The sequence below is a fragment of the Sphingobium sp. Leaf26 genome (assembly GCF_001421665.1).
Classification (GTDB): domain Bacteria; phylum Pseudomonadota; class Alphaproteobacteria; order Sphingomonadales; family Sphingomonadaceae; genus Sphingobium.
In genome coordinates, this window is the sequence record NZ_LMKV01000001.1 from 713,971 (window position 1) to 737,556 (window position 23,586).

The 23,586-nt window shown below is 65.2% G+C and carries 23 protein-coding genes; 9 read left to right on the forward strand and 14 right to left on the reverse strand.

What is annotated here, in order from left to right; translation table 11 throughout:
• Positions 1-11 precede the first annotated feature (11 nt).
• The 3 genes from ASE85_RS03520 to ASE85_RS03530 are packed head-to-tail and all read right to left on the reverse strand — an operon-like array spanning position 12 to position 1,145.
• Complete coding sequence (locus tag ASE85_RS03520; RefSeq protein ID WP_056683485.1) at positions 12-695, reverse strand: NAD(P)(+) transhydrogenase (Re/Si-specific) subunit beta; 684 nt, start codon at positions 693-695, stop codon at positions 12-14.
• Positions 692-985, reverse strand: a complete 294-nt coding sequence (locus ASE85_RS03525; protein WP_056683488.1) for a hypothetical protein — start codon at positions 983-985, stop codon at positions 692-694. The genes ASE85_RS03520 and ASE85_RS03525 overlap by 4 nt, the downstream gene beginning before the upstream one ends.
• A gap of 34 nt (positions 986-1,019) precedes the next feature.
• Positions 1,020-1,145 (reverse strand): aa3-type cytochrome c oxidase subunit IV, encoded by a 126-nt coding sequence (locus ASE85_RS03530; RefSeq protein WP_056683491.1) that lies wholly within the window; start codon positions 1,143-1,145, stop codon positions 1,020-1,022.
• A gap of 152 nt (positions 1,146-1,297) precedes the next feature.
• Between ASE85_RS03530 and ASE85_RS03535 the strand changes: the two genes are divergently transcribed.
• From ASE85_RS03535 to ASE85_RS03545, 3 genes are all read left to right on the forward strand, one after another.
• Positions 1,298-2,740, forward strand: coding sequence for a sigma-54-dependent transcriptional regulator (locus tag ASE85_RS03535; protein ID WP_056683492.1), 1,443 nt, complete (start codon positions 1,298-1,300; stop codon positions 2,738-2,740).
• Positions 2,741-2,807: 67 nt separating this feature from the next.
• The gene (locus ASE85_RS03540) at positions 2,808-3,449 is read left to right on the forward strand and encodes a hypothetical protein (RefSeq protein WP_056684323.1); all 642 of its coding nucleotides are present in this window, start codon (positions 2,808-2,810) and stop codon (positions 3,447-3,449) included.
• 167 nt (positions 3,450-3,616) lie between these two features.
• Entirely contained in the window at positions 3,617-3,934 is a 318-nt protein-coding gene (locus tag ASE85_RS03545; protein WP_235523176.1) for a GNAT family N-acetyltransferase, read from the forward strand.
• Between the two features lie 243 nt (positions 3,935-4,177).
• On the opposite strand, the gene ASE85_RS03550 is transcribed toward ASE85_RS03545, so the two are convergent.
• The 8 genes from ASE85_RS03550 to ASE85_RS03585 all read right to left on the reverse strand — a co-directional run bounded on the left by ASE85_RS03550 (position 4,178) and on the right by ASE85_RS03585 (position 13,259).
• Entirely contained in the window at positions 4,178-4,861 is a 684-nt protein-coding gene (locus ASE85_RS03550; RefSeq protein ID WP_056683495.1) for a Fe2+-dependent dioxygenase, read from the reverse strand.
• A 15-nt stretch (positions 4,862-4,876) separates the two neighbouring features.
• Positions 4,877-5,641, reverse strand: coding sequence for an energy transducer TonB (locus ASE85_RS03555; RefSeq protein ID WP_056683499.1), 765 nt, complete (start codon positions 5,639-5,641; stop codon positions 4,877-4,879).
• 258 nt (positions 5,642-5,899) lie between these two features.
• The gene (locus ASE85_RS03560) at positions 5,900-8,359 is read right to left on the reverse strand and encodes a TonB-dependent receptor (protein ID WP_056683502.1); all 2,460 of its coding nucleotides are present in this window, start codon (positions 8,357-8,359) and stop codon (positions 5,900-5,902) included.
• Positions 8,360-8,431: 72 nt separating this feature from the next.
• A complete protein-coding gene (locus ASE85_RS03565) occupies positions 8,432-8,719 on the reverse strand; it encodes a ribbon-helix-helix domain-containing protein (RefSeq protein ID WP_056683505.1) in 288 nt (95 codons plus the stop codon).
• A complete protein-coding gene (phbB, locus tag ASE85_RS03570; RefSeq protein ID WP_056683508.1) occupies positions 8,719-9,441 on the reverse strand; it encodes an acetoacetyl-CoA reductase in 723 nt (240 codons plus the stop codon). The genes ASE85_RS03565 and phbB overlap by 1 nt, the downstream gene beginning before the upstream one ends.
• 25 nt (positions 9,442-9,466) lie before the next feature.
• The gene (gene hemH / locus ASE85_RS03575) at positions 9,467-10,465 is read right to left on the reverse strand and encodes a ferrochelatase (RefSeq protein WP_056683511.1); all 999 of its coding nucleotides are present in this window, start codon (positions 10,463-10,465) and stop codon (positions 9,467-9,469) included.
• Positions 10,462-12,729 carry a xanthine dehydrogenase family protein molybdopterin-binding subunit gene (locus ASE85_RS03580; protein ID WP_056683515.1) on the reverse strand — a complete coding sequence of 756 codons (2,268 nt, stop codon included), beginning with the start codon at positions 12,727-12,729 and terminating at the stop codon, positions 10,462-10,464. Before ASE85_RS03580 ends, hemH begins: the two co-directional genes overlap by 4 nt.
• A gap of 95 nt (positions 12,730-12,824) precedes the next feature.
• Positions 12,825-13,259: a CoA-binding protein gene (locus tag ASE85_RS03585; protein WP_056683518.1), complete on the reverse strand. Its 435-nt coding sequence runs from the start codon at positions 13,257-13,259 to the stop codon at positions 12,825-12,827.
• 225 nt (positions 13,260-13,484) lie between these two features.
• Between ASE85_RS03585 and ASE85_RS03590 the strand changes: the two genes are divergently transcribed.
• Positions 13,485-13,943, forward strand: coding sequence for a GNAT family N-acetyltransferase (locus tag ASE85_RS03590; protein WP_056683521.1), 459 nt, complete (start codon positions 13,485-13,487; stop codon positions 13,941-13,943).
• Positions 13,944-13,957: 14 nt separating this feature from the next.
• Here the strand turns inward: ASE85_RS03590 and ASE85_RS03595 are convergent, their stop codons facing one another.
• A complete protein-coding gene (locus ASE85_RS03595) occupies positions 13,958-14,956 on the reverse strand; it encodes an Mrp/NBP35 family ATP-binding protein (protein ID WP_056683524.1) in 999 nt (332 codons plus the stop codon).
• Positions 14,957-15,051: 95 nt separating this feature from the next.
• On the opposite strand from ASE85_RS03595, the gene hflK reads away from it, so the two are divergent.
• The 5 genes from hflK (at position 15,052) to ASE85_RS03620 (ending at position 20,866) form a co-directional block, all read left to right on the forward strand.
• Positions 15,052-16,161, forward strand: coding sequence for an FtsH protease activity modulator HflK (hflK, locus tag ASE85_RS03600; protein ID WP_056683527.1), 1,110 nt, complete (start codon positions 15,052-15,054; stop codon positions 16,159-16,161).
• A 1-nt stretch (position 16,162) separates the two neighbouring features.
• A complete protein-coding gene (gene hflC, locus ASE85_RS03605; protein WP_056683530.1) occupies positions 16,163-16,999 on the forward strand; it encodes a protease modulator HflC in 837 nt (278 codons plus the stop codon).
• A gap of 135 nt (positions 17,000-17,134) precedes the next feature.
• Positions 17,135-18,640, forward strand: coding sequence for a Do family serine endopeptidase (locus ASE85_RS03610; RefSeq protein ID WP_056683533.1), 1,506 nt, complete (start codon positions 17,135-17,137; stop codon positions 18,638-18,640).
• A gap of 156 nt (positions 18,641-18,796) precedes the next feature.
• On the forward strand, positions 18,797-20,428 hold the full coding sequence (locus ASE85_RS03615) for a helicase HerA-like domain-containing protein (RefSeq protein ID WP_056683536.1): 1,632 nt from the start codon (positions 18,797-18,799) through the stop codon (positions 20,426-20,428).
• A gap of 45 nt (positions 20,429-20,473) precedes the next feature.
• Positions 20,474-20,866 carry a hypothetical protein gene (locus ASE85_RS03620; RefSeq protein ID WP_056684326.1) on the forward strand — a complete coding sequence of 131 codons (393 nt, stop codon included), beginning with the start codon at positions 20,474-20,476 and terminating at the stop codon, positions 20,864-20,866.
• Between the two features lie 68 nt (positions 20,867-20,934).
• Here the strand turns inward: ASE85_RS03620 and folP are convergent, their stop codons facing one another.
• The gene (gene folP / locus ASE85_RS03625; RefSeq protein ID WP_200928284.1) at positions 20,935-22,062 is read right to left on the reverse strand and encodes a dihydropteroate synthase; all 1,128 of its coding nucleotides are present in this window, start codon (positions 22,060-22,062) and stop codon (positions 20,935-20,937) included.
• Between the two features lie 134 nt (positions 22,063-22,196).
• Positions 22,197-23,324, reverse strand: coding sequence for a site-specific DNA-methyltransferase (locus tag ASE85_RS03630; RefSeq protein ID WP_056684332.1), 1,128 nt, complete (start codon positions 23,322-23,324; stop codon positions 22,197-22,199).
• Between the last annotated feature and the right edge of the window lie 262 nt (positions 23,325-23,586).

The following is a 23,586-nucleotide window of genomic DNA, read 5'->3' on the forward strand; positions in this document are numbered from 1 at the left end:
ATTGTTCAGCGTTAGGGGAAGCGCGACCCGCTGGGCAAGGCTCTTAACGCAGCCCGTCTTATGGCCCGCGCGCGCCATCCCAGACGCAGGCCCGCCGCACCGGCCATGCCACCGGCCAGCACCATGGCGCTGTTGCCCATCGCCAGCCCAAGCGCGGCCGCAGTCCAGCCCGCGCCACTGCCGACCAGCGCCAGGTAGTCCTGCGTCCGCCGGACCAGCATGAGCAGCGCACAAAGCGCCGCCAGCCCGCCGATCGCGATGCCCCCCGCGAGCAGCGTGCCGTGGGCGGGGGTAACACGACCCGGCCCGTCCACCAGTCCGAAGGCGAAGGGATTGAGGAGCAGCGCCGTACCGGTCGCCATGCCCGCCAGCCCCAATAAAGCATATGCCACCACCACCAGCCAGGGCAGTCGATGGCCGCCACAACGCCGCGCCAGCATCAGGCCGATGCTGCCGCCGATCACCAGCGCGCTGGCGATTTCCGGCAGGTTGACGACGTCATGGCTGTAGAGCGCGGCCCCCACCGCCAGCATGCCACCCGCCAGCGCGATCCGGTTGCCGGTCCGATACCCGCGCAGCCAAAGGGCGCAGAGCAAAAGCCCGGCGGCACCGAGCCACATGCCGGCCACCAGCGGTGAAGGATCGACCCCATCGATGCGAGCGCCCAGCCAGGCCGGGTCGAACGAGACGCTCATACGCGCTCCTCGTCACCCATGTCATCAACTGGCGGCCAGCGTCGTTCGGGTATACCGACAAGCAACAGGGCCGCCACGCTGGCGAGGAGGACTGCAAACAAGGCAAGATAGCGGGCGCTGGCGCTGCCCGCTTCGGCGGCGGCGATCACCGCGCCGACCAGCATGATGGCGGGCAAGGCGCCCAGACCCGCGCGCCAGAGGGGGCGATCCGGATCACCATTGGGCCGGGCGGCGAAGAAACCGGCCGCGCAGGCGAGCAAAAGCAGGGGCAGCAGGCTGGCGCCGTTCATGCCCGCTCCACCCGGCAGGAAGATGCTATGGCGATCAGCTCGAAATCAGCAACACGACCAGCGCAGCAAGGGCAACGGAGACGATCGTGCCCCACTTCACGAAGCCGATGAAGCTGCCATAAGTCTGGTTCGCGGCCTTCATATTGCCTTCCGACGCCATATCCTGTCCCCTTGTCGCGATGATTGTCGCCCATCTCTTATCGTCTGGACGCGACCGCCTCAACCCGCTGGCGCCAAGAAAATTCCGCGCGGTTAAGTCCGCTTTTACTCCCTGTGCTTACCATCATGCCAACTTTGCACATGAGGGGTTTGATGACGCGCGACGGCGTACCGATGCTGATGCTGATCGACGACGAACCGGCCCAAAGGCGGCTGGTATCGGCGCTGGGCGCGCGGGCGGGATGGCGCACCATCTTTGCCGCCGACGGCGAAACCGCCATCGCCACGCTGGGCACGCAGGACGGGATGCAACTGGATGCGGTCATTCTGGACCAATGGAGCCCGGACTATGAGCCATCCGGCCTGATCCGCGAGATTCGCGCCCGACGCCCGGCGCTGCCGATCCTGATCCTGACCGCCCATAATAATGTCGCCGTCGCCGTGGAGGCGATGCGGGCTGGCGCCACCGATTACCTGTCCAAGCCGATCGCGCCCGAACGGCTGCTCGCCGCCCTGAACGCAACGCTGGCCGAAGGCGCGGCGGCCGGCGAACTGCGCCCACTGACCGAAAAGATCACCGCGCCGCTTTCCTTCGAGGATGTGGTCGGTTCCGCCCCGCAATTCCGCGCGGCGCTCGCCATCGCGGCCAAGGCGGCGCGCGCCCGCGTCCCCGTGCTGATCGAGGGCGAAAGCGGCGTCGGCAAGGACGTGATCGCCCGTGCCATCCATGCGGCCTCCCCCCGGCACAAGCAGGCGATGGTTACGGTCAATTGCGGCGCGATCCCCGCCAATCTGGTCGAATCGGAACTGTTCGGCCATGAGCGCGGCGCCTTTACCGGCGCGTTCGACCGCCATGTCGGCAAATTCGCCAGCGCCGACATGGGCACCATCTTTTTGGACGAAGTCAGCGAAATGCCGCTGGACGCTCAGGTCAAGCTGCTGCGCGTATTGCAGGACGGGGAAGTCCAGCCGATCGGTGCCCGCCGCCCGTCCCATGTCGACGTCCGCGTCATCGCCGCGACGAACAAGCGGCTGATCGAGGAGGTCGAGGCCGGCCGTTTCCGCGAGGATCTCTATTATCGTCTCAACGTCGTCCAGTTGACCGTGCCGCCGCTGCGCGAGCGGATGGGCGACATCCCGGCCCTGTCCCGCCATCTGCTCGCCCGCATCGCTACCCAGCCAGGGCTGCGCGGCCTGGGCGTCACCGACGATGCGCTGGCGTTGTTGATGCAGCATGGCTGGCCGGGCAATGTCCGCCAGTTGCAGAACGCCTTGTTTCGCGCCGCCGTATTGTGCGAGGGCGATGCCCTGACGCCGCAGGATTTTCCGCAGATCGCCGCGCATATCCAGGCAAGCGCCAGCGTGTTGCCGATGCGGCCGCGCGCCGCCAGCCAGCCGCACCGCGACGGCGCAGGCATCACCCTGTTCGAAGGCGACGGCCATGTCCGCCAACTTGCGGAGATCGAGGCCGACGTCATCCGCCTGGCCATCGGCCATTATCGCGGCCGCATGACGGAGGTTGCGCGGCGGCTGGGCATCGGTCGCTCCACCCTTTATCGCAAGCTCGCCGAACTGGGCATCGACAGCGCTGCATGAACCGGTCAACGCCGTCTGCTTGCTTGCGGCGTTGAAATATTCGCGCGGCTATGCTTTGGATCGGCCCATGAAACATCCATCCCTCGTCGCCCTTATCCCCCTCGCGCTGCTCGCCGGTTGCGGCCGGACCGAAAAGGTCGCCGACATGCCGACCCAGGAGGAGTTGGCCAACGCCGCCAACGCCGCCGCCGCCAATGCGATCGCCAATGCGCAGGCGGACGAGGTCGAGAACCGCAATTATGTGAACCAGACGCGCGGCTTTTCCGTCACCTTCCCCGAAGGCTGGACCATCGACAAGGCAGCGAGCAACGCCGACGGTGCGGTCTATCAGGATCCAGGCGCTGGCGCGGACGTCCGCGTCTTCTGGCAGAAGAATGACAATGACCAGACGCTCCAGCAGATCGTCGAGGCGGTCAGCAGCGGCGCCGAAGGGGTCGATGGCGACTTTATCGGCGAGAATGAATATCGCGGCACCGCCAATGACGGCGAGGGCAATAATGTCGCGCTGCGCCTGCTCAAGCAGGCCGACGGGTCGATCGTGACCGCCACCTTCGTCTATCCCGAAATGCTGAGCGAGCAATATCAGGGCATCGCCGAGCAGACGCTGGCCAGCCTGCGCACCTACGCCCCCAAGACCGATGCGGAGGCCGCCGCGCCGACGCCGGCCGGCAACGCCGCCGCGCCGGCCGCGAAGACGCCCGCAAACTGACCCTGACGATCAGCCCCTTCGCCGGCGCTGACCAGCGGGGGGGCTGGACCTGATCCTGTCGATCCAGCAGGACGAATATGACATCGCCATCACCGCGCAGGACCAGCCGAACCTGACCGGCATCCCGGCTTTCTACCAGAGCAGTATCGGCGACGTCTGGGTCGCCCATGCCGGCGGCCGGTTGGTCGGCACGATCGCGCTTCCCGGATATCGGCGCGGGTCAGGCAGCGTTGCGCAAGATGTTCGTCGTCGCCAGCCATCGCGGCCGGGCCGCCGGCGTGGCGCAGGCCTTGCTGGACAGGCTGATGGCGGAGGCGCGGGACCGGGATGTCACGCAGATCTGGCTCGGCACCACCGACCGCCTTTTGGCCGCCCATCGCTTCTACGAGAGGAATGGTTTTGCGCTGGTGCAGCCCGAAGCTTTGCCCGACAGTTTCCCGAAAATGGCCGGGGATACCCGCTTTTATGGCATGGCGCCGGGCTGACCAGAGCCGACCGGAATAGGAAATGCGCCGCTTAACTTCACATATTTCCCGCTGATTTCGACATTGTGTAACAAGAGTTGGTAATTTTATTACGTTGCTAATCAGTGGCGATACAGCAAGGCGGACCGTAGCAGGCAGAGTCGAGATAGGACAGCTTTGGGTGATTCTTTGCCATTCCCCTCCCGCCTTCGGGAGGGGGAACATTGGGGCAAATGGTCGTCACCCACTCCAGCCGCGCAGGGTTCAGGCGTCTGCCCAGCGGCGCAGCAGATTGTGATAGACGCCGGTCAGGCGGATCACTTCGTCATGGTCCTGCCCCATGGCGGCGGCGACGCCCTGTACGCTGCGGTCGAGGTCGAACAGCATCTGGCGCGCGCTGTCGTCGCGGATCATGGACTGGAGCCAGAAGAAGCTGGCCAGCCGCCGCCCGCGCGTCACCGGTTCGACCCGGTGGAGCGAGGAGGAAGGATAGAGCACCGCATGCCCCGCCGGCAACTTCACCTGCTGCACGCCGAAATGCGTCTCAATCGTCAACTCGCCGCCGTCATAGGCGTCGGGCGCTTCCAGAAAGACGGTGATGGACAGGTCGGATCGCACGCGGAAGCCCGTTCCCGCCTGGATGCGCACGGCATTGTCGACATGGACACCGAAATTCTGGCCGCCGGCATAGCTGTTGAACAGCGGCGGAAAAATCCTGAGCGGCAGGGCGGCTGCGATGAACAGCGGCGAGCGGCCGAGCGCGTCCAGCACCATCTGCCCGGCCCGTTTGGCCGCTTCGCTATCCTCTGGCAGTTGCAGATTGCGCTTGGCGAGCGCGGACTGGTGGCCGGATGTGATGTTGCCGTCCACCCAATCGGCGGCGTCGATGACGGCACGGATGGCGGCGACACCGGCAACGTCGATCAGGTCGGGTACGGCAATCAACATGAAAAGGCGTGTCCGTCAGGCGGCTTGCGTCCGCAGGATGAAGGGGATTTCGACCAAGCCCTTGACGCGGACCGGCTGGCCGCTGCGCAGGATTGGCCTCCAGCGCCAGCCCTTCACGGCGTCGCGCGCGGCATTGTCGAGCCGGGATGAACCGCTGCTCTGCGCCACGTTGATGCTTTCGACCGCGCCGTCCAGACCGACGATCAGGCTGAGGACGACGGTGCCCTGTTCATGCTTGCGGCGGCTTTCGACCGGATAGCGGGGCGGCTTGCCCGCGACCATCTGCGCGCCGAGGTCGCCGCCCTGCACCAGACTGGGCGGGGCTGGCGGTGCGACAGGAGCAGGCGGGCCGGGCACGGCGACAATGACTGGCGCGGGCGTCGGCTTCGGGGCCGGATCGGGCGTTGTCTGCACCGTCTGAACGGGCGGCACCGGCGTCTGCACGATCGGCGGCGGGGCCACGACTTCGGGCCTGGAGGGCGGCGGTGGCGGCGCTTGGGCAGCGGGCGGCGGTGGCGGGGTCAGGTTGACCACCGTCAGCTTCGTCTCCTCCGCACGCCGCACATGCTGGCGCACCTGGATGAGCGCGCCGATGGCCAGCGCATGGATGGCGAGGATGGCAGCGATGGCGGTCAGATTGGGGCGCGACCGGGCACCATAGCGGGCGGAAGATGGCGTATGGAAGACAGGGGGCGACGAAGGTGCCACGGACACAGGCTGGACCCCCTGCTCCGAAACGGCATCATAATCGTCGGCCGGCAGACTCGCGGCTTGCAGCATGGAAGCGCCTCCCTCTCCACGCCCTTAGCGCGAAGACTAATGCGAATCAATTGCGTCCAGAAGCAGATTGGCAATTGATGAGCGGGCGGCGATTTTCCGAGGAGAGATTGTCGCCGTCCGCCCTTTAGAGCGCGCTGCGTTGAATCCGACGCAGCGCGCTCTAGTCCTTTGTTGTCGCATCGTTTCAAGCGAAGAATCGGTTCCCGCTTTTTCGCACGATGCTCCAGCCCCGGCCGGAACGGGCCGGGGCGATCAGGATCAGAACTGATAGTTCAGGCTGAACACGGCCGATCGCGTCGGCGCAGGCTGTGCCCAGCTACCACCCACGGCGTTGCGGACCGTCGTCACATATTTCTCGTTGGTGAAATTCTGGACGTTGACCTGCGCCTTCAGGTTCGGCGTGATCGGATAGTTCACCATCAGGCGATGGATGGTGTAGCTCGGCACATGATAGGCGACATAGGTGCCGGCCGCCAGCTGGGCCAGCGTCGGCTGGTTCAGCAGGAACTTGCCCTGATAGGTCAGGCCATAACCCAGTTCCAGACCGAAATCGAAGCGGTAGGTGGTGAACAGGCTGCCCGAATGTTTCGGCGTATTGGTGAGCGCATAGCCCGCCGTCGGATCGAGGAAGGTGCTGCTGTTGGCGCAGGTGCCCGCCGCCGGGTCCGTCGCGCCGGGATTGTCGAGGCAATAGTCCGACACGCCCTGTTTGATCTTCGACTTCAGATACATATAGTTGGCCGAAATCGTCCAGTTGCTGGTGATATTGCCCGACGCGCCGAAGGAAATGCCCTCGACCCGCTGCTGGCCATCGGTCGCCTGATCCGGCAGGGTCGGATCGCCCGACACGACCTTGATCTGGTCGCGATCGTTGCGGAAGGCCGCGAGGGTCAGCAGCAGCTTCTTGTCGAACAGGTCGGCCTTGGCCCCGATCTCGTAATTTTTCGTGGTTTCCGGTTTCACGAAGCAGGTGCCGCTGCCCCCGGCCGCATTGGCGACGGTGCAGGTACCGTCGACCGAGGCCTTGGACGGCAGCTTGCTGTTGCCATAGGCGATATAGAGGCTGGTGTCCGGCGTCGGCTTCACCACCGCGCCGATACGGTAGGAGAAGAGATTGTCGTCGGTGCGCGGGAAGCTGGTCGCGGTGGTCAACTGGCCCAGCGTCGGCGACGCGGCGGTGGTGTTGTACGCGAAGCTGCGGCTGAGACCCTTCACATTTTCATAACGCACACCGCCGTTGATTTCGAAAAAGTCGCTGAACTTGATCGTGTCGAACAGATAGGCGGCATAGCTGGTCTGCTCGCCGAGCGTGCGGGCCGAACGGATGAAGTTGATCGGGCCGGTATACTCGTTGTTGCCATAGGTGTAGCCTGCCGGTCCCTGAACCACTTCGCCGGGATTGGAGATGCTCACCAGCGGGAAGAGTGGGGTCGAGCCGTCGGCGTTGCGGGGCAGCGTGCCCTGCTCCTGCCGATATTGTTCCCACATGGCCGACGCGCCAAGAACCAGCGTATGGCCGATGCCGCCGGTGTCGAAATCGGCGCTGAGGTCGATCTGGTTATAGGCGGTCGTGTTGTTGATGAAGCGCTGAACGCCGCGGCCGCCGGTCGGCAGATAATAGCCCGCCGGAACGGTGAAGGGGCTGCCGTTGACGGTGGCGGTGCAGGCCGCGCCGATCCCCGTATTGACGTCTGGCGGCTGAAGCCCGGTCGAGGCGAGACAGAAAGTACCGTTGGGCTGGCTGGTGATGGTGTTCTGGCGGATATGTTCGTAGCGGGTCAGGTTGCGGATCTTCACCGTGTCGCTGAACTGGTGGCTGAAGATCGCCTGAAGCGACCGCGTCTTGCTGTTTTGCTGGTCGAGGTTGGCGAAGCCATAATAGCCCGACCGGTCGAACTCTTCCACGAAGCCGCCTTCACGCGGATAATAGCGCACGCCATATTGGGGCATGGCCTCATCATGCAGATATTCGCCCTGCACGGTCAGGCTGGTCGGGCTGTCGATGCCGATGGTGATCGCCGGGGCGAAGCCGTAGCGCTCGTAATTTTCGACGTCGCGGCCGGGCACGTCATTCTTGTGATAGACGGCGTTCAGGCGCACGGCGATCAGGTCGTTGACGCGCTGGTTGGCGTCGATCGTGGCGCGGTAATAATTATCGGTGCCGATGCCGGCGTTCAGGATGGTCTGGTCGTCGGCCAGTGGGCGCTTGGTGACCAGGTTGATCGTGCCGGCGACCGAGCCGCCGCCGTTCATGACCGAGTTGGCGCCGTTGGTCACCTCGACCTGCTCGATATTATAGACTTCGTTGCGATTGAGGAACGCGCCCGAACGGACGCCGTCGATCGTCACGTCGTTCTTGGCGTCCTGACCGCGCAGGATGATGCGGTCACCATAGCCGAAGCCCCCTTCGCCCGCGCCGAAGGTGATGCCGGGCACGGTCGACAGGACGTCGCGCAGGGTGAGCAGATTCTGCTGCTGGATGGTTTCCTTGCCGATGACGGTGATGGTCTGCGGCGTGTCGAGCAGGGGGCGGGTATATTTGGGCGATTCCGCCTTTTCCACCTTGATCGCCGACTCCTCGATTGCCGTGTCCGTGACGGTCATGCCGCCAAGGCGCGTGCCCTGTTCCCCATCCTGCGCCTGCGCGCCTGCGGCAAAGGCCATTGCGCCAACGCAGCCCAACGCCAGAAAGGATGTCATATTCCCGGACTTCGACATGATAGCAGATCCCCATTTTGTGTTGGGGCAGGCTGCTATTGAGAGTCCTTCGCAGTGTCAACGCTATTGCGACTAATTATTGCCGCTGTTGCAGGAATGTTGCAGGAACAGCCAGCATCGGATGGCGCTGGCCAGATTGGGCGGATGCGGCGCTGCGAGCCGCTCCACGTCGATGCGGGCGACGAGCGCGTTGACGGGGAGTTGTTGTCGGGCAGCATGGGCGCGCAGGGCGTCCCAGAAAATCGGTTCCAGACTGATGGCGGTCTGGTGCCCCGCAATGGTCACGCTGCGCTTGACCGGCGGGGAGAAGGGCGACCCTTCCGGCCCATCCGGGCCATGGTCAGGATCGCCCGCATCCATCAATACATATGCTGGCCGCCGTTGATCGACAGGGTGCTGCCGGTCACGAAGCCACCATCCTCACTGCACAGGAATGCCACGCCGCGCGCGATTTCATGCGCCTGACCCAGACGGCCGACGGGAATCTTCGCCACGATCTTCTCAAGGACCGCCGCAGGCACAGCCGCCACCATGTCGGTGTCGATATAGCCGGGCGCGATCGCATTGACGGTGATGCCGGACTTGGCACCTTCCTGGGCCAGCGCCTTGGTAAAGCCATGGATGCCCGATTTGGCGGCGGCATAATTGACCTGGCCATATTGGCCGGCCTGGCCGTTGATCGAACCGATATTGACGATCCGGCCCCAGCCGCGTTCGCGCATGCCGCCGAACGTCGCCTTGGACATGTTGAAGCAACCGCCAAGGTTGATGCGCATCACCTCGTTCCAATCGTCGAAGCTCATCTTCGCCAGCACGCCGTCGCGGGTGATGCCGGCATTGTTGACGACGATATCGACGGGACCGAGCGCGTCCGTCACCTGCGCCACGCCATCAAGGCAGGCCTGATGATCGCCTACGTCCCATTTGAAGGCGGCAATGCCGGTCTTTTCGGTAAAGGCCTTCGCCTTTTCCTCATTGCCGGCATAGTTGGCGGCGACGGTATAACCCAGTTCCTGGAGCGCCAGGCTGATAGCCTCGCCGATACCCCGCGTTCCGCCCGTCACGATCGCCACTCTCGACATATCAGCGTCCTCTTCCCAAACAGGGTCAGTCCATCCAACCCGAAAGCTCTCGGCTCATCAGCCTTTGATAAAGAGTGATAGCTTCCGCCGACGCATTTAGACAGGGCAAATAGGTAAATTTTTCGCCACCATGGCGCAAAAACGCCTCTTTTGCCCGCAACGCAATTTCCTCAAGCGTTTCGAGGCAATCGGCCGAAAAACCGGGTGTTACGACAGCAATATTCCGGACACCTTCCTGTACCAATTTGGCGAGCGTCGCTTCGGTTTCCGGTTCAAGCCATTTGGCCCGGCCGAAACGCGACTGGAAGCTCATATGGACCGGCAGGGCGAGCGCCTCGCGCAGCAGGCGAACGGTCTTGACCGACTGGCAATGATAGGGATCGCCCAGATGCAATGTGCGCTCCGGCATGCCGTGGAAACTGGCGAGCAGCGCATCCGGCAAGAAGTCGAGCGCGGCGACATTTGTTTCGATCGATGCTTTGAGCGCCGCGATATAGGCCGGATCGTCATGATAGGGCGGCAAGGTGCGCACCGCCGGTTGCCAGCGCATCGCGGCCAGCGCGGCAAAGGCGGCGTCATTGGCGGTCGCCGTAGTCGCCGCGCTATATTGCGGATAGAGCGGCGCGAGCAGGATGCGGTCGCAACCCTGCGCCTTCATAGCCGCGAGTTTTGTGGCGATGGCCGGATTGCCATAGCGCATCGCCCAGTCGATCACGACGTGCGGCATCGCCTGCTGCAAGGCCTGCGCGGTGGCGCGGGTATTGACGGCGAGCGGCGAGCCTTCAGGCGTCCACACCTGGCTGTAGGCATGGGCGGATTTCTTCGGCCGGGTGGTCAGGATCACACCATGCAGGATCGGCTGCCAGACCAGTTTGGGGATTTCCACCACGCGCCGATCGGACAGGAATTCCGCCAGATAGCGGCGTACCGATTTGGCATCGGGCGCGTCCGGCGTGCCAAGGTTGATGAGCAGCACGCCCACCTTGGGCGCAGGGATGGCGGGATGATCGGCAGGCAGGGTCATGCGGTTCCTACTAAGGGCAGGCTGCGCAGGCGCTGACCTGTCCAGGTATAGAGGGCGTTGGCGATGGCGGGCGCGACCAGCGGGGCGGCGAGGTCGGTGACGCCGGCGGGATCGGCGGTGCTGCGCATCAGTTCGACTGTGACCTCGCCTATATCGGCGAGGCGCGGCAGGTTCATGCGGCCCAGAATGGCGCGGGTCGGCATCCCCTTCTCATAAGGGACAGACGCGCCCATCGCATAGGCGAGGCCGTAGATAAGGCCGCTTTCGATCTGTTGCCGGGCGATGTCGGGATTGACCTGATCGCCGGCATCGACCGCCGCGACGATGCGGTTGACGCTGAGCGTGTCGCCATTCATCGCCGCCTCCACCATGACCGCGGCATAGGCGCCGTTCACCATATGGGTGGACAATCCCTGCCCGCTGCCCGGAATGCCGCCCTGCCAGCCGCCCATGGACGCGGCGGTCGAGAGGCAATGGGCAAGGCGCGGGTTGCCGCCGAGCATCTGGATACGGAAGGACATGGCCTCCATCCCCGCCAGATGGGCCAGTTCGTCGATGAAGCTTTCGGTGAAGAAGGCGCCATGAAGGCGCGCATTGCCGCGCGTGAAGCCGAGTGGCAGGCCGACATCGGTCGGGAAATGATCGACCGCCCAGTTCGGAATAGCGTAGGGCGGCACCATGCCCGCCACCGCCAGCCGGGTCGCCTTGTCCGCCGCATCCACCGCCGCTTCGTGCGGCAGTTTGCCGTCCGCGATGCGCGACCAGGTCTGGGTCATGGCGCAGGGCGTCGCGACCTTGGCCGACCAGCCCTCGATCGCGCCGTTGCGGCCCAGCCTGGCGGCCATGCGGGCATGGGCGGGCGCGCTGGGGCGATCCTGAATCACATCCTCCAGCCGGGACCAGAGCAGTTGCATCGGCCGCTTCATCTCCTGCGCCAGCAGCGCCGCCTGCACGCCGACGTCCCAGTCCATGGCCCGCCCGAAAGAGCCACCGGCATGCAGCGGATAGAGCGTCACCGCCCGTTCCGAGAGGCCCAGCGCATCGGCGATCGCCGCACGGGCCAGGCCCGGCGCCTGCGTCGCCATCCAGACTTCCGCGCCATCGCCCGTCACCCGCGCGGTCGCGCAGGGCGGCTCGATCGCCAGATGCAGGCCGGCATCGACCTGATATTCGCTGGCAAGGATGGTCGCGCCTTCGAACACAGGGCCGAGATCGCCCTGCGCGTAGAGGCGGCGGCCGGCCTTGCTTTCAAAGGCAGCTTCCAGCGCGTCTTCGATGCTGCCGCTGCTGACCGGTGGCCCGCGCAGGGTGAAAATGGGGTCGGCCAGATCGAGCGCCTTGTTGGCGGCCCACCAGTTGCTGGCCACAGCCGCGACCCAGCGCTCGCGTCGGATCAGCCGGAGAAAGCCGGTCACGCCGCCGGCGCTGCGCTCATCCAAGCCGGCCAGCAGGGCGTCGCCGATCGGCCCCTGCCGGATCGAGGCATAGACCATGTCGGGCAGGCGGATGTCGGCGGCGTAATTATGGCTGCCGTCAATCTTGGACGGGGTGTCGAGACGCGGCAGATCCTGCCCCGACAGGCGGCCATCCTGCCCCTGCCGATAGGGCAATATGTCGGGCAGGTCGAAGCGCGCGGCGTCGGCGACGATATCGCTGATCTTCATGCGATGGGCGGCGCCATCGGTGATGATGCCGTCGACTATGTCGCAACTTTCCCACGGAATGGCCCAGCGCGCCGCCGCCGCCTTGCACAGCAGGACGCGCGCCGCTGCCCCGGCGTCGCGATAGGCGTCGCGGAACATGGGAATGGAGGTGCCGCCGCCGGTCAGCATCAGCGCGCCGCGCGTCGCATATTGGTCGATCGTCCAGTCGCCCGCCCCGCCCAGCAGCCGGGTCCAGTCGCTCGCCAGCCATTCGCGCGCCAGCAGACTGTTGGCGTAGAGCGGGCTGACCGGCGCACTCTGCACCGCGACCGTGCGCCAGTCCGCACCCAGTTCGTCGGCCAGTATCTGCGGCAGGACAGTCGTGACCCCCTGCCCCATTTCCGTTTGCGGCACGACGACGATGATCTGGCCCGAAGCGTCGATCTTCAGAAAGGCGTTGAGGATGGTTTCGTTGGCGCCGGCATTGAGATTGGGTTCATAGCTGCGCGGCCAGACGCCCCAGGCGATCAGCAGCCCTGCGGTCGCTCCGCCACCCACCAGCAAGGTGCGGCGATTAATGCCCTTATTCGTGCCGGATTGCTTCCGCGGTGCGCGCGCCATGCCTGCCTGATAGAGGCGGAAAAGCGCGATGCCTAGAGCGTTTTCAAGGCAGGTTCACCTGCCTGCCCGGAAAAAGCGAGAAACCGGCTTCACCGTTATTCGGCGGTGATCGGCGCGATGCCGAAGCGGGGAATGTCGATCGCCGGGCAACGGTCCATCACGACCTGCAAACCGGCCGCCTCGGCGCGGGCGGCAGCCGCTTCGTTGATGACGCCCAGTTGCATCCACACCGCCTTTGCGCCGGCCGCGATGGCATCGTCCACCGCGTCGCCCGCTGCCTCGCTGCGACGGAAGATGTCGACCAGATCGATGGGCACGCCGATGTCGGACAGGCGGCCCCAGACGAATTCGCCATGGACATGTTCCCCCGCAATCTGCGGATTGACCGGCAGCACGCGATAGCCATGATCCTGAAGACATTTCATCACGCCATAGCTGGGCCGGTCCGGGCGATCGGAAATGCCGACCAGCGCGATGGTGCGGGTGCGACCGAGCAAGGCGGCGATATCCTGTGGGGCGGTAAGCGGCATGACTGTCTCCTTCGTTGCTTACATGGGCCATGCTGACATGGGGATGACGCAGGTCCATGCAAGACGTTCCCTTCGTGGCGCGGGCAGGCTATTCCAAGGGCCATGAGGCTGGCTCCTGTTGAAGCGTTCCCCGGCGCAAGCCGGGGGCCAGCGCTGCCCTCTGAACCGGACCCCGGCCTGCGCCGGGAACGGCCTCCTCATTGCTTTTTGGGATTAGCCTGCCCCATGTTCGCGATCCGCCAGGACGACCTGACCGACCCGCAGACCCGCGCGTTGCTGGCGCTGCATCTGTCGGGCATGCACGACCATTCGCCGCCCGAAGCCGTCTTCGCGCTGGACCTGTCGGGCCTGCAAGCGCCTGATGTCGGGCTATGGTCGGCCTGGGACGGCGATGCGATTGCAGGCGTCGGCGCGTTGCGGCGGCTGAACGGCGAACGGGGCGAGATCAAGTCGATGCGCACCCATCCCGACCATCTGCGCCGCGGTGTGGGCACAGCGTTGCTGCTTCACATCATCGACGCCGCGCGGGCTGGCGGCCTCACGCTGCTCAGCCTGGAGACGGGGCGCGGCACCGCTTTTGGTCCGGCGCTGGCCCTCTATCGCAACCATGGCTTTGTCGATGGCGGGCCGTTCGGCGCCTATCGGGTGAACGGCTTCAGCCAGTTCCTGCACCTGCGGCTATAGTCAGACGCCTGAAATCAGGCCGTCTTCAGCCAGTCCGCCACCTTCTGCGCGATGGCGTGGAAGGCGTCGGCATATATGCCCTCTCCCGCCGCCGGCGGGTCTCCCGCGTCGGACTGGCGGCGAATCTCGATCGCCAGCGGGATGCGGCCAAGGAAAGGCATGGAGAGGTCGCCCGCCGCGCTTTCCGCGCCCCCTTGCCCGAAGGGGTCGGAGATTTCGCCGCAATGGGGGCAGGCATAGCCGGCCATATTTTCGACCAGCCCGACCATCGGCACGCCGGCCTGGTTGAACAGGCTGACCGCGCGAGTGGCGTCGATCAGCGCCAGATCCTGCGGCGTGGAGACGATCACCGCGCCGGCGGGCTTATGCTTCTGCACCATCGATAACTGGATGTCGCCGGTGCCGGGCGGCATGTCCACCACGAGCAGTTCGGCGTCACCCCATTCGGCATCGATCAATTGCGACAGCGCATTGCCCGCCATCGGCCCGCGCCAGGCCAGCGCCTTGCCCGGCTCCACCAGATGCGCCATCGACAGCATCGGGATGCCGATCGGGCCAGTGACGGGCACCAGCTTCTTGTCGCGCGCGACCGGCTTCTGGTCCTCGCTCGCCATCAGCTTGGCCTGCGACGGGCCGTAGATATCGGCATCGACCAGCCCGACCCTGATCCCCAGACGGTGGAGCGCGACGGCCAGATTGGCCGACAGGGTCGATTTGCCCACCCCGCCCTTACCCGATGCGACCGCCAGGATGCGCAGCGGCTTGCGCTCTTGTGCCGGGGTGCGTTCCGCCGTGGGCTTTCGTTCAGCGGTTTGGGCGATGCGGACGTCGGTCACGCCCGGCACGGTCAGGCCGCCTTCCCGGATCGCGGCGGCCAGTCCATCGCGCTGTTCGGGTGACAGGCCGCCCACGTCCAGGGCGATGGTCATCACCCCGTCCTTGATGCGCGGCGCGCTGGCGCGGCCATCGGTAAGGGCGGTCAGGCGGGCGGTGAAATCGGCAAGATCGGTCATGACGAAGCCCTGTAGGAAATAATCGCAGCCATTTGCACTGTTTTTCGGACAAGAGCCTTCCTATAGAAGACAGTATGAGAAGAATATTCGGGTGGATGCCCGCGATCGCAGCGATGGTCCAAGGCCCCTGGGGCGGCAAGAATGACGGACCCGACGGGGACGGACAGAAGGGCGGCGATGGCGGCCCGCGCAACCCGTGGACCCAGCCGGGCAAGCCGTCGGGTGGCCAGAAAAATCCATCGGCGATCGAGGAACTGCTGCGTCGCGGCCGCGAAAGCTTTGGCCAGGGCGGTGGCGGCAATGGCGGCGGCGGCTTTGGCGGCCTGCCCCCGCGCGCGACCGGCCGGGCCTTGTGGCCCGTGGCGATCGGCCTGGTGGTCATCCTGTGGGTGGTCCTGACCAGTTTCCATCGCGTCGGCCCGCAGGAACGCGGCGTCGTCACCTTCCTGGGCAAATATAGCCGTACGCTGACGCCGGGCATCAGCCTGACGATGCCCGCCCCGTTCGAGGCGGTGACGACGGTGGATGTCGAGGAAATCCGCACCATCGACATCGGATCGGCCAGTGCCGAAAACGAAAATCTGGTGCTGACCGGCGACCAGAATATCATCGACCTGGCTTATTCGGTGCGCTGGAACATCCGCAACCCGGAACTGTACCTGTTCCAGTTGTCCGACCCTGACGCCAGCGTGCGCGAAGTCGCCGAAAGCGCGATGCGCGCCGTGCTGGCCAGCGTCAGCCTGGACGATGCGCTGGGCGCGGGTCGCAGCGCGATCGAGCAGCAGGTCGAACTGCGCATGCAGGAGATATTGGACGGTTACAAGTCAGGCATCCGCATCCAGGGCGTCGCGATCAAGCAGGCCGATCCGCCGGCTGCGGTCAACGACGCTTTCAAGGCCGTGTCCGCCGCGCAGCAGACCGCGCAGACCTATCTCAATCAGGCGCGGGCCGCCGCCCAGCAGGTGACGGCCAAGGCGCAGGGTGAGGCCGCGGCCTTCGACAAGGTCTACGAACAATATAAGCTGTCGCCCGACGTGACCCGTCGCCGCATGTATTATGAAACCATGGAGAGTGTGCTGTCGAACGTCGACAAGACCATCGTCGAAGGCAATAATGTGACGCCTTACCTGCCGTTGCCCGAAATCAAGCGGCGCGCGCAGGCGGCCCCCGCTGCCGAAGCCGCCGCCAGCACGGGAGGCCAGTGACATGCGTCATCCCGTAGCCATCGCGCTGGCCATCCTGGCCTTCCTGATCCTCCTTGGCAGCACCGTCGCGATCGTGCCGGAAACCAAGCAGGGCGTGATCGTTCGCTTCGGCGATCCCAAGGAAATCATCAACAGCTACCGCCCCAATGAAAGCTTCGGCCAGACCGGGGCCGGCATCATCATGCGCTGGCCGTTCGTCGACCAGATCGTGTGGATCGACAAGCGCGTCCTGTCGGTGGAGATGGAGCGGCAGCAGGTGCTGTCGACCGACCAGTTGCGCTTGCAGGTCGACGCCTTCGCCCGTTATCGCATCGTCAATCCCCTGCGCATGTATATCGCGGCGGGCAGCGAGGAGCGCGTGTCCGACGCCCTGCGCCCGATCCTGGGCTCCGCCCTGCGCAACGAACTGGGCAAGCGGCCCTTCGCCGCGCTGCTCAGCCCCGAGCGGGGCCAGGTGATGCAGAATATCGAGGCCGGGCTGGATCGCGTCGCCCGCCAATATGGTGCCGAGATCGTCGACGTGCGGATCAAGCGGGCCGATCTGCCCGATGGCACGCCACTGGAAAGCGCCTTCAATCGCATGAGTACGGCGCGCAAGCAGGAAGCGCTCACGATCGAGGCGCAGGGTGCCAAGCAAGCCCAGATCATCCGCGCCGAGGCCGACGCGAACGCTGCGCGCATCTATGCCGAAAGCTTCGGGAAGGACCCGTCCTTCTACGATTTCTATCGCGGGATGCAGAGCTATCGCTACACGTTCGCGCCGGATCGTCCGGGCCAGACCAGCATCATCCTGTCGCCGGACAATGAATTCCTGCGACAGTTCCAGGGACGACGTTAAACTTTCGTCATGATCCCCCGTGGGTCATTACGGAACCAGCATCATTCAATGAGGGTTAAGGCAAGGCGGAGCATTCGAGGATTTTCCAAAAGTCCCGCCTTCCCCATCCCGAAGCTTTGAAGAGGACCGTCACGAGTGCGTTACGCTTATGCCATCACCGGCGCCCTGCTGCTCGGCGGCACCGCCATCGCCGTTACCACCAGTTCCAACGTCGGCGCACAGGTTGCGCAGAATGAAGGATTGACGGCCGCGGCTCCGGCCGGCGCCCCCGCAAGTCTGGCCGACATGGTCGAAAAGCTGCAACCCGCCGTGGTCAACATTTCGACCAAGCAGCGCGTCAAGGTGCAGAATCCCTTCGCCGGCACGCCGTTCGGCGACCTGTTCGGTCAGGGCGGCGGTGGTCAGCCCCAGACCCGTCAGGCCCAGTCGCTTGGCTCCGGCTTCCTGATTTCCGCCGACGGCTATATCGTCACCAACAATCATGTGGTGTCGGCCGGAGCGGAGGGCGCCAGCGTCGATTCGATCACGGTCACGATGACCGACAAGCAGGAATTTCCGGCCAAGCTGATCGGCCGCGACCCCGCGACCGACCTGGCCGTGCTGAAGATCGAATCGCCCAAGCCCCTGCCCTTCGTGAAGTTCGGCGACAGCACCAAGGCGCGCGTCGGCGACTGGGTGGTCGCGATCGGCAATCCCTTCGCTTTGTCGGGCACGGTCACGGCGGGCATTATTTCCGCCCTGCATCGCGGCACCGGCGGCAGCTATGACAAGTTCATCCAGACCGATGCGTCGATCAATCAGGGCAATAGCGGCGGCCCGATGTTCGACATGCGCGGCAATGTGATCGGCATCAACAGTCAGATCCTCTCGCCCTCAGGCGGCAATGTCGGCATCGGCTTCGCCATTCCGTCGGAACAGGCGGCGCCGATCGTACAGACGCTGCGCACCGGAAAGAGCATCACGCGCGGCTATCTGGGCGTGCAGATCAGCCCGCTGGGCGAAGACCTCGCCGACTCGCTGGGCCTCGCCAAGAATCGCGGCGAGTTCGTGCAGGGCGTGGAGCCGGGCAAGGGCGCCGAGAAGGCCGGGATCAAGGCAGGCGACGTGATCGTCAGCGTCGCCGGTCAGGAAGTGACCGCCGACCAGAATCTGTCCTCGATCGTCGCCAATCAGGCGATCGGCGCGCGTGTGCCGATCGTGCTGATCCGCAACGGCCAGCGCCAGACCGTGACCGCGATTGTCGGCGAACGGCCTTCGGAAGACGAACTGAACAACTTCGCCCAGCCGCAGGGCGACGAGGATTTCAGCCAGCAGGACCAGAATCCGGGTCAGGCGACGCAGCAGGCGCTGGGCATTTCGGCCATCCCGCTGACGCCCGGCATCATCCGCCAACTGGGCGTGGCCGCCGACACGAAGGGCGTCGTCATCACCGCCGTAGACGGGTCGACCGATGCCGGCGCGAAGGGTCTGCGGCGCGGCGACGTGATCATCAGCGCCAACAACCAGCCGGTCGCCAGTCAGGCGCAACTGGATGCGCAGGCCAAGGCGGTATCGGCGCAGGGGCGCAACGCCATCCTGTTGCAGGTGCTGCGCCGTGGCCAGCCGGCTATCTTCCTGCCGGTGCGCCTGCGCGACAAGTAAGCGGCGCTTGCCCAACCGCCCTCACGCGATAAAGTGAGGGCGTCCTATCAGACCCGTTCGGGCTGAACCTGTCGAAGCCATCTTCTTCCTGCGTAGGATAGAAAGGCCCTTCGACAGGCTCAGGGCGAACGGGTTTTTCTTTTCGGAGTTGCAGCAATGAGCGACGGTATCTTCATCGGCCTGGGCGCAACGCACAAGGATGGCGGCGTGCCCCAGACGCTGAACCTGCGCCGGGCGAACCGGCATGGCCTGATCGCTGGAGCAACCGGCACAGGCAAGACGGTGACGTTGCAGGGCATCGCCGAAAGCTTCTCTGCGCTGGGCGTCCCGGTATTCCTGGCGGATGTGAAGGGCGACCTGGCCGGCATATCCATGGCCGGCTCCCCCACCGCGAAAAATGCCGACAAGCTGGTGTCCCGCGCGGCGGAGGTCGGCATCACCGACTATAGCTATGCCGACAATCCGGCGATCTTCTGGGATCTGTACGGACAGCAGGGCCATCCGATCCGCACCACCGTCAGCGAGATGGGACCGTTGCTGCTCGCGCGCTTAATGGGCCTAAATGAAACACAGGAAGGCGTGTTGTCGATCGCCTTCAAATATGCCGACGAGGAAGGGCTTCTGCTGCTCGACCTTGGCGATTTGCAGGCGATGCTGGCCTATTGCGCGGAAAATGCGGATACGCTCTCGGCCCGCTACGGCAATGTGACCAAGGCGAGCGTCGGCGCGATCCAGCGGCAATTGCTCCAGCTTGAAAGCCAAGGCGGCGATCATTTCTTCGGCGAACCCGCGCTCGACATCCACGACATGCTCCAGGTCGATGAAAAGGGTCGCGGCTATGTGAATGTGCTGGCCGCCGACAAGCTGATGCAGTCGCCCAAACTCTATGCGACCTTCCTGCTGTGGCTGCTGTCCGAACTGTTCGAGACGCTGCCCGAGGTCGGCGACCCGGACAAGCCCAAGCTGGTCTTCTTCTTCGATGAGGCGCATCTGCTGTTCGACGACGCGCCCAAGGCGCTGACCGACAAGATCGAACAGGTGGTGCGCCTGATCCGGTCGAAGGGCGTGGGGGTCTATTTCGTGACCCAGAACCCGATCGACATTCCTGAAGATGTGGCGGGGCAACTCGGCAACCGGGTGCAGCATGCGTTGCGCGCCTTCACACCGCGCGACCAGAGGGCGATCAAGGCGGCGGCCGAAACCTTCCGCATCAATCCTGACCTGAACGTCGAAACCGCGATCACCGAATTGAAGGTCGGCGAGGCGCTGGTTTCGCTGTTGCAGGAGGATGGATCGCCCGGCATCGTCCAGCGCACGCTGATCGCCCCGCCCCGCTCGCGCCTTGGCCCGGTCGAGCCGAAGGAGCGGGCGATCATCCAGTCGATATCGCCGGTGGCAGGCAAATATGACACCGCCGTCAACCGGGAGTCGGCGGAGGAAATCCTTGCGGCGCGGGGGGAAACCGCCGCTGCCGCCGCGCAAGCCTCCAGGGCGCAGGCGGACTCCGACAAGGCCGCCGCTGCCCAGGCCAGGGTGGAAGCCAAGCAGCGCGAGGCCGAACTGAAGGAACAGGCCCGGCGGGAAGCGGCGGAGGCCCGCGAGGCCGCCAAGCCCAGCGCCTTCGACAAGGCGGTCCAGTCCGCCACGCGCGCTGCCGGCTCTTCGGTCGGGCGGCAAGTCGCCAACGAACTGGGCAAGGCGGTGTTCGGCGGATCGAGCCGCAAGTCGTCGTCCGGCGGCATTGCCGGCAAGCTGATGCGCGGCATCTTGGGCAGCCTGTTCAAATAGGCTATCATCCGGCCAACGCCGGGGCGTAACAGGGAGATGACCGACATGAAAGCGACAGCGAGTTGGACAGTTGCAGCGGTGGCGCTACTGGCCACGCCCCTGCATGCGCAGGTCGTCGTCGTGCCGCGCCATGTCGTGGGTGCGGCGATCCTCAGCGATATCGTCGCCGACCGGCAGGCGCAGCGCGATGCGCGCCAGACGCCCTATGCCGCGCCGGGCTATGGCCCTATCGACACCGCCGGCGCCGCACGCGATGCCTGCGCGGAAAAGGCGCTCTATCAGGCAGGGCCAGCCTCTCGCCTGATCGGCCCACCCCGCGCCAGCACCATGTCCACCGGCTGGGAAGTCGAAGGCGTCGTGGGATCGGCCGACGGCGACATGCCCTTCGTCTGCTCGGTCCGCAACGGATCGGTCAGCGGCGTGCTGCTGCGGCGATAACAGGGCGCAGACGGCGGGTTCGGGCGAATATCTCCGGGTCGGGCCTCCCCTCCTGCCCTGCCCTGCCCTCAGACCGCGCTCAGTCCCGCATCGGCCAGGCCGCGCCACAGGTGCAGCGCCTGCACGCTTTCCCTGACGTCGTGCACCCGCACCATCTGCGCGCCGAGTTGCGCTGCGCGGAAGGCGAGCGCGACCGATCCGCCCAGACGCTCCGCCGCCGGCGCCTCGTTCGACAGGGCGCCGATCAACCGCTTGCGACTGCCCGCGAACAGCAGCGGCACGCCCAGCGCCTGGAATGTGGCGAGGCCGTTCACCAGCGCCAGATTGTCCGCCAGGCTTTTGCCGAAGCCAAGGCCCGGATCGACCATGATGTTGGCGCGCGCGATGCCCGCCGCTTGCGCCGCCGCGATCCGCGCCTCCAGATGGTCGAACACGTCCGCCACGACGTCGCCATAGCCGGCGGGATTGTCGTGCGGATCATCGCCGGCCGACGGCGCGTGCATCAGGATCACCGGGCAGCCGGCCTTGGCCACAACCTCCAGGCTGCGCGGATCATGCGCCAGCGCGCTGACGTCGTTGACGATCTCCGCGCCGGCGGCCAGCGCCGCCTCCATCACTGCGGCTTTGCGTGTATCGACCGACACCGGTACGCCCGCCGCCGACAAGCGCTCGATCACCGGGGCGATGCGGGCGATCTCGTCGCCTTCCCAGACCTTTGCCGCCCTGGGCCGGGTCGATTCTCCGCCCACGTCGATCAGAGCCGCGCCCGCCGCCGCCATCGCGAAGCCCATATCGGCCGCCGCCTGCGGATCGCCCCCATGCTTGCCGCCGTCGGAGAAACTGTCGGGCGTGATGTTGAGGATCGCCATGACCTGCGGCGCGTCGAAGCGGATCGTCCGGTCGCCCAGAATGAGCGGCGCGCGTTGGGCCGAGATGTTCGCCGCCAGTTGCTGCGCCCGCTGCGCCAGTGGATCGGGCAGCGCGGCGAGGGTCGCAGGGAAATCCACCACCGGCACGGTCAGCCGCGCGATCCGGCGCGCGCCGTCGAAGGCGCTCAGTTCATAGCCCTGGAACCAGATCAGCCCATTGCCCATCCGCGCCACGCTGCCATCGGGCTGGCCGATCGGCGTCGGCACGAACCATGTCGGCTTGAGGTACAGGCGGGCGTGGGGGGGGAGCTTGAGGAGCAACTTCATAACTCCGTTCGGGCTGAGCTTGTGGAAGCCCTGCACTTTTCTTCAAGAGAAGGACAGCCCCCCTCGACTGCCTGCCAAGGCAGGCGATCAGGACAGGCTCGGGGCGAACGGAGACTATATCTGCCTTTATGGGGTCAAGGCTCGTTCGCCAGCAGATAGGTCTGGCGCAGCGTGTCGATCGGGGCCAGCTTGCCGTCCACTTCGACATGCCAGAAGGTCCAGCCATTGCAACTCGGCGCGCCCTGCAATGTGGCGCCCATCTTGTGGATGGAACCGCTGTCCGTGCCGACGCTGAGCGATCCGTCCGCACGAACCTCAGCCTGCCAGCGGCGCTTGCTGTCCATCAGCACCGCGCCGGGGTTCAGATAGCCCGTTTCGACCAGCGTGCCGAAGGCGACCTTGGGCTGCTGACGCGCGGTCTGCATGATGGTGAGCGCGCTTTCGTCCAGCGGCAGCGCCGCTTCGATCCGCTCCAGCGCGACGTCGATATAGTCGCTCTCGCGCTCGATGCCGATCCATTTGCGGCCAAGGCGCTTGGCGACCGCACCGGTGGTGCCGGTGCCGAAGAAGGGATCGAGCACCACGTCGCCCGGCTTGGTGCAGGCGAGCATCACGCGATAGAGCAGCGCCTCCGGCTTTTGCGTCGGGTGCGCCTTGGTCCCGTTGCGCTTCAGCCGCTCCTGACCGCCGCAGATCGGCAGCACCCAGTCGGAGCGCATCTGCAACTCGTCATTGAGCGTCTTCATCGCCTTGTAATTGAATGTGTATTTGGCGTCTTCGCCCTGGCTCGCCCAGATCAGCGTTTCATGCGCGTTGGTGAAGCGCGTGCCCTTGAAATTGGGCATGGGGTTGGACTTGCGCCAGATGATGTCGTTCAGGATCCAGAAGCCTTCGTCCTGGAGCGCGGTGCCGACGCGGAAGATATTATGATAGCTGCCGATCACCCAGATCGAGCCGTTGGGCTTGAGGATGCGGCGGGCTTCGCGCAGCCACGCCTTGGTGAAGCGGTCATAGCTGCCCAGCGTGTCGAACTTGTCCCAGTCATTGTCGACCGCATCCACCCGGCCGCCTTCGGGACGGAACAGATCGCCGCCCAATTGGAGATTATAGGGCGGATCGGCGAAGATCATGTCGATGCAGGCGTCGGGCAGGCTGGCCATTTGCGCGATGCAATCGCCGCGTAGCAGACGGTTCGCCTCGATCTCTACGGGCGCGATCGCCTTCTTCCGCCGCGGCGCTGCGACGCGCTCCATAACACCCATATAGTCAGCCCCCGAAATCATCTTGAGGCACAGCGATGAGTCCTTGGGAGTCCGCCGTCAAGATCAGCGGCTTAGGGTCCGGGCTTCAGAAAATAGTTAACGGCGATGAGAACGAAGCGGGCACCCACAAGATATTGAGTCGGTCGAGTCGGTCCAGACTCTATATGAGGCGGTGTTGCGCAAAAGACTCGCCGCCGCCGCCTGCCTGACTTTTTTTGGTTAACGCCGAAAACAGGCGAGTCGTCGCATGAAACTGGACATA

Bases quoted from the DNA above. Each gene is read 5' to 3' on its own strand.
- ASE85_RS03520 (WP_056683485.1), bottom strand. From the start codon at position 695: ATGAGCGTCTCGTTCGACCCGGCCTGGCTGGGCGCTCGCATCGATGGG.
- ASE85_RS03525 (WP_056683488.1), bottom strand. From the start codon at position 985: ATGAACGGCGCCAGCCTGCTGCCCCTGCTTTTGCTCGCCTGCGCGGCC.
- ASE85_RS03530 (WP_056683491.1), bottom strand. From the start codon at position 1,145: ATGGCGTCGGAAGGCAATATGAAGGCCGCGAACCAGACTTATGGCAGC.
- ASE85_RS03535 (WP_056683492.1), top strand. From the start codon at position 1,298: ATGACGCGCGACGGCGTACCGATGCTGATGCTGATCGACGACGAACCG.
- ASE85_RS03540 (WP_056684323.1), top strand. From the start codon at position 2,808: ATGAAACATCCATCCCTCGTCGCCCTTATCCCCCTCGCGCTGCTCGCC.
- ASE85_RS03545 (WP_235523176.1), top strand. From the start codon at position 3,617: ATGCCGGCGGCCGGTTGGTCGGCACGATCGCGCTTCCCGGATATCGGC.
- ASE85_RS03550 (WP_056683495.1), bottom strand. From the start codon at position 4,861: ATGTTGATTGCCGTACCCGACCTGATCGACGTTGCCGGTGTCGCCGCC.
- ASE85_RS03555 (WP_056683499.1), bottom strand. From the start codon at position 5,641: ATGCTGCAAGCCGCGAGTCTGCCGGCCGACGATTATGATGCCGTTTCG.
- ASE85_RS03560 (WP_056683502.1), bottom strand. From the start codon at position 8,359: ATGTCGAAGTCCGGGAATATGACATCCTTTCTGGCGTTGGGCTGCGTT.
- ASE85_RS03565 (WP_056683505.1), bottom strand. From the start codon at position 8,719: ATGGATGCGGGCGATCCTGACCATGGCCCGGATGGGCCGGAAGGGTCG.
- phbB (WP_056683508.1), bottom strand. From the start codon at position 9,441: ATGTCGAGAGTGGCGATCGTGACGGGCGGAACGCGGGGTATCGGCGAG.
- hemH (WP_056683511.1), bottom strand. From the start codon at position 10,465: ATGACCCTGCCTGCCGATCATCCCGCCATCCCTGCGCCCAAGGTGGGC.
- ASE85_RS03580 (WP_056683515.1), bottom strand. From the start codon at position 12,729: ATGGCGCGCGCACCGCGGAAGCAATCCGGCACGAATAAGGGCATTAAT.
- ASE85_RS03585 (WP_056683518.1), bottom strand. From the start codon at position 13,259: ATGCCGCTTACCGCCCCACAGGATATCGCCGCCTTGCTCGGTCGCACC.
- ASE85_RS03590 (WP_056683521.1), top strand. From the start codon at position 13,485: ATGTTCGCGATCCGCCAGGACGACCTGACCGACCCGCAGACCCGCGCG.
- ASE85_RS03595 (WP_056683524.1), bottom strand. From the start codon at position 14,956: ATGACCGATCTTGCCGATTTCACCGCCCGCCTGACCGCCCTTACCGAT.
- hflK (WP_056683527.1), top strand. From the start codon at position 15,052: ATGCCCGCGATCGCAGCGATGGTCCAAGGCCCCTGGGGCGGCAAGAAT.
- hflC (WP_056683530.1), top strand. From the start codon at position 16,163: ATGCGTCATCCCGTAGCCATCGCGCTGGCCATCCTGGCCTTCCTGATC.
- ASE85_RS03615 (WP_056683536.1), top strand. From the start codon at position 18,797: ATGAGCGACGGTATCTTCATCGGCCTGGGCGCAACGCACAAGGATGGC.
- ASE85_RS03620 (WP_056684326.1), top strand. From the start codon at position 20,474: ATGAAAGCGACAGCGAGTTGGACAGTTGCAGCGGTGGCGCTACTGGCC.
- folP (WP_200928284.1), bottom strand. From the start codon at position 22,062: ATGAAGTTGCTCCTCAAGCTCCCCCCCCACGCCCGCCTGTACCTCAAG.
- ASE85_RS03630 (WP_056684332.1), bottom strand. From the start codon at position 23,324: ATGGGTGTTATGGAGCGCGTCGCAGCGCCGCGGCGGAAGAAGGCGATC.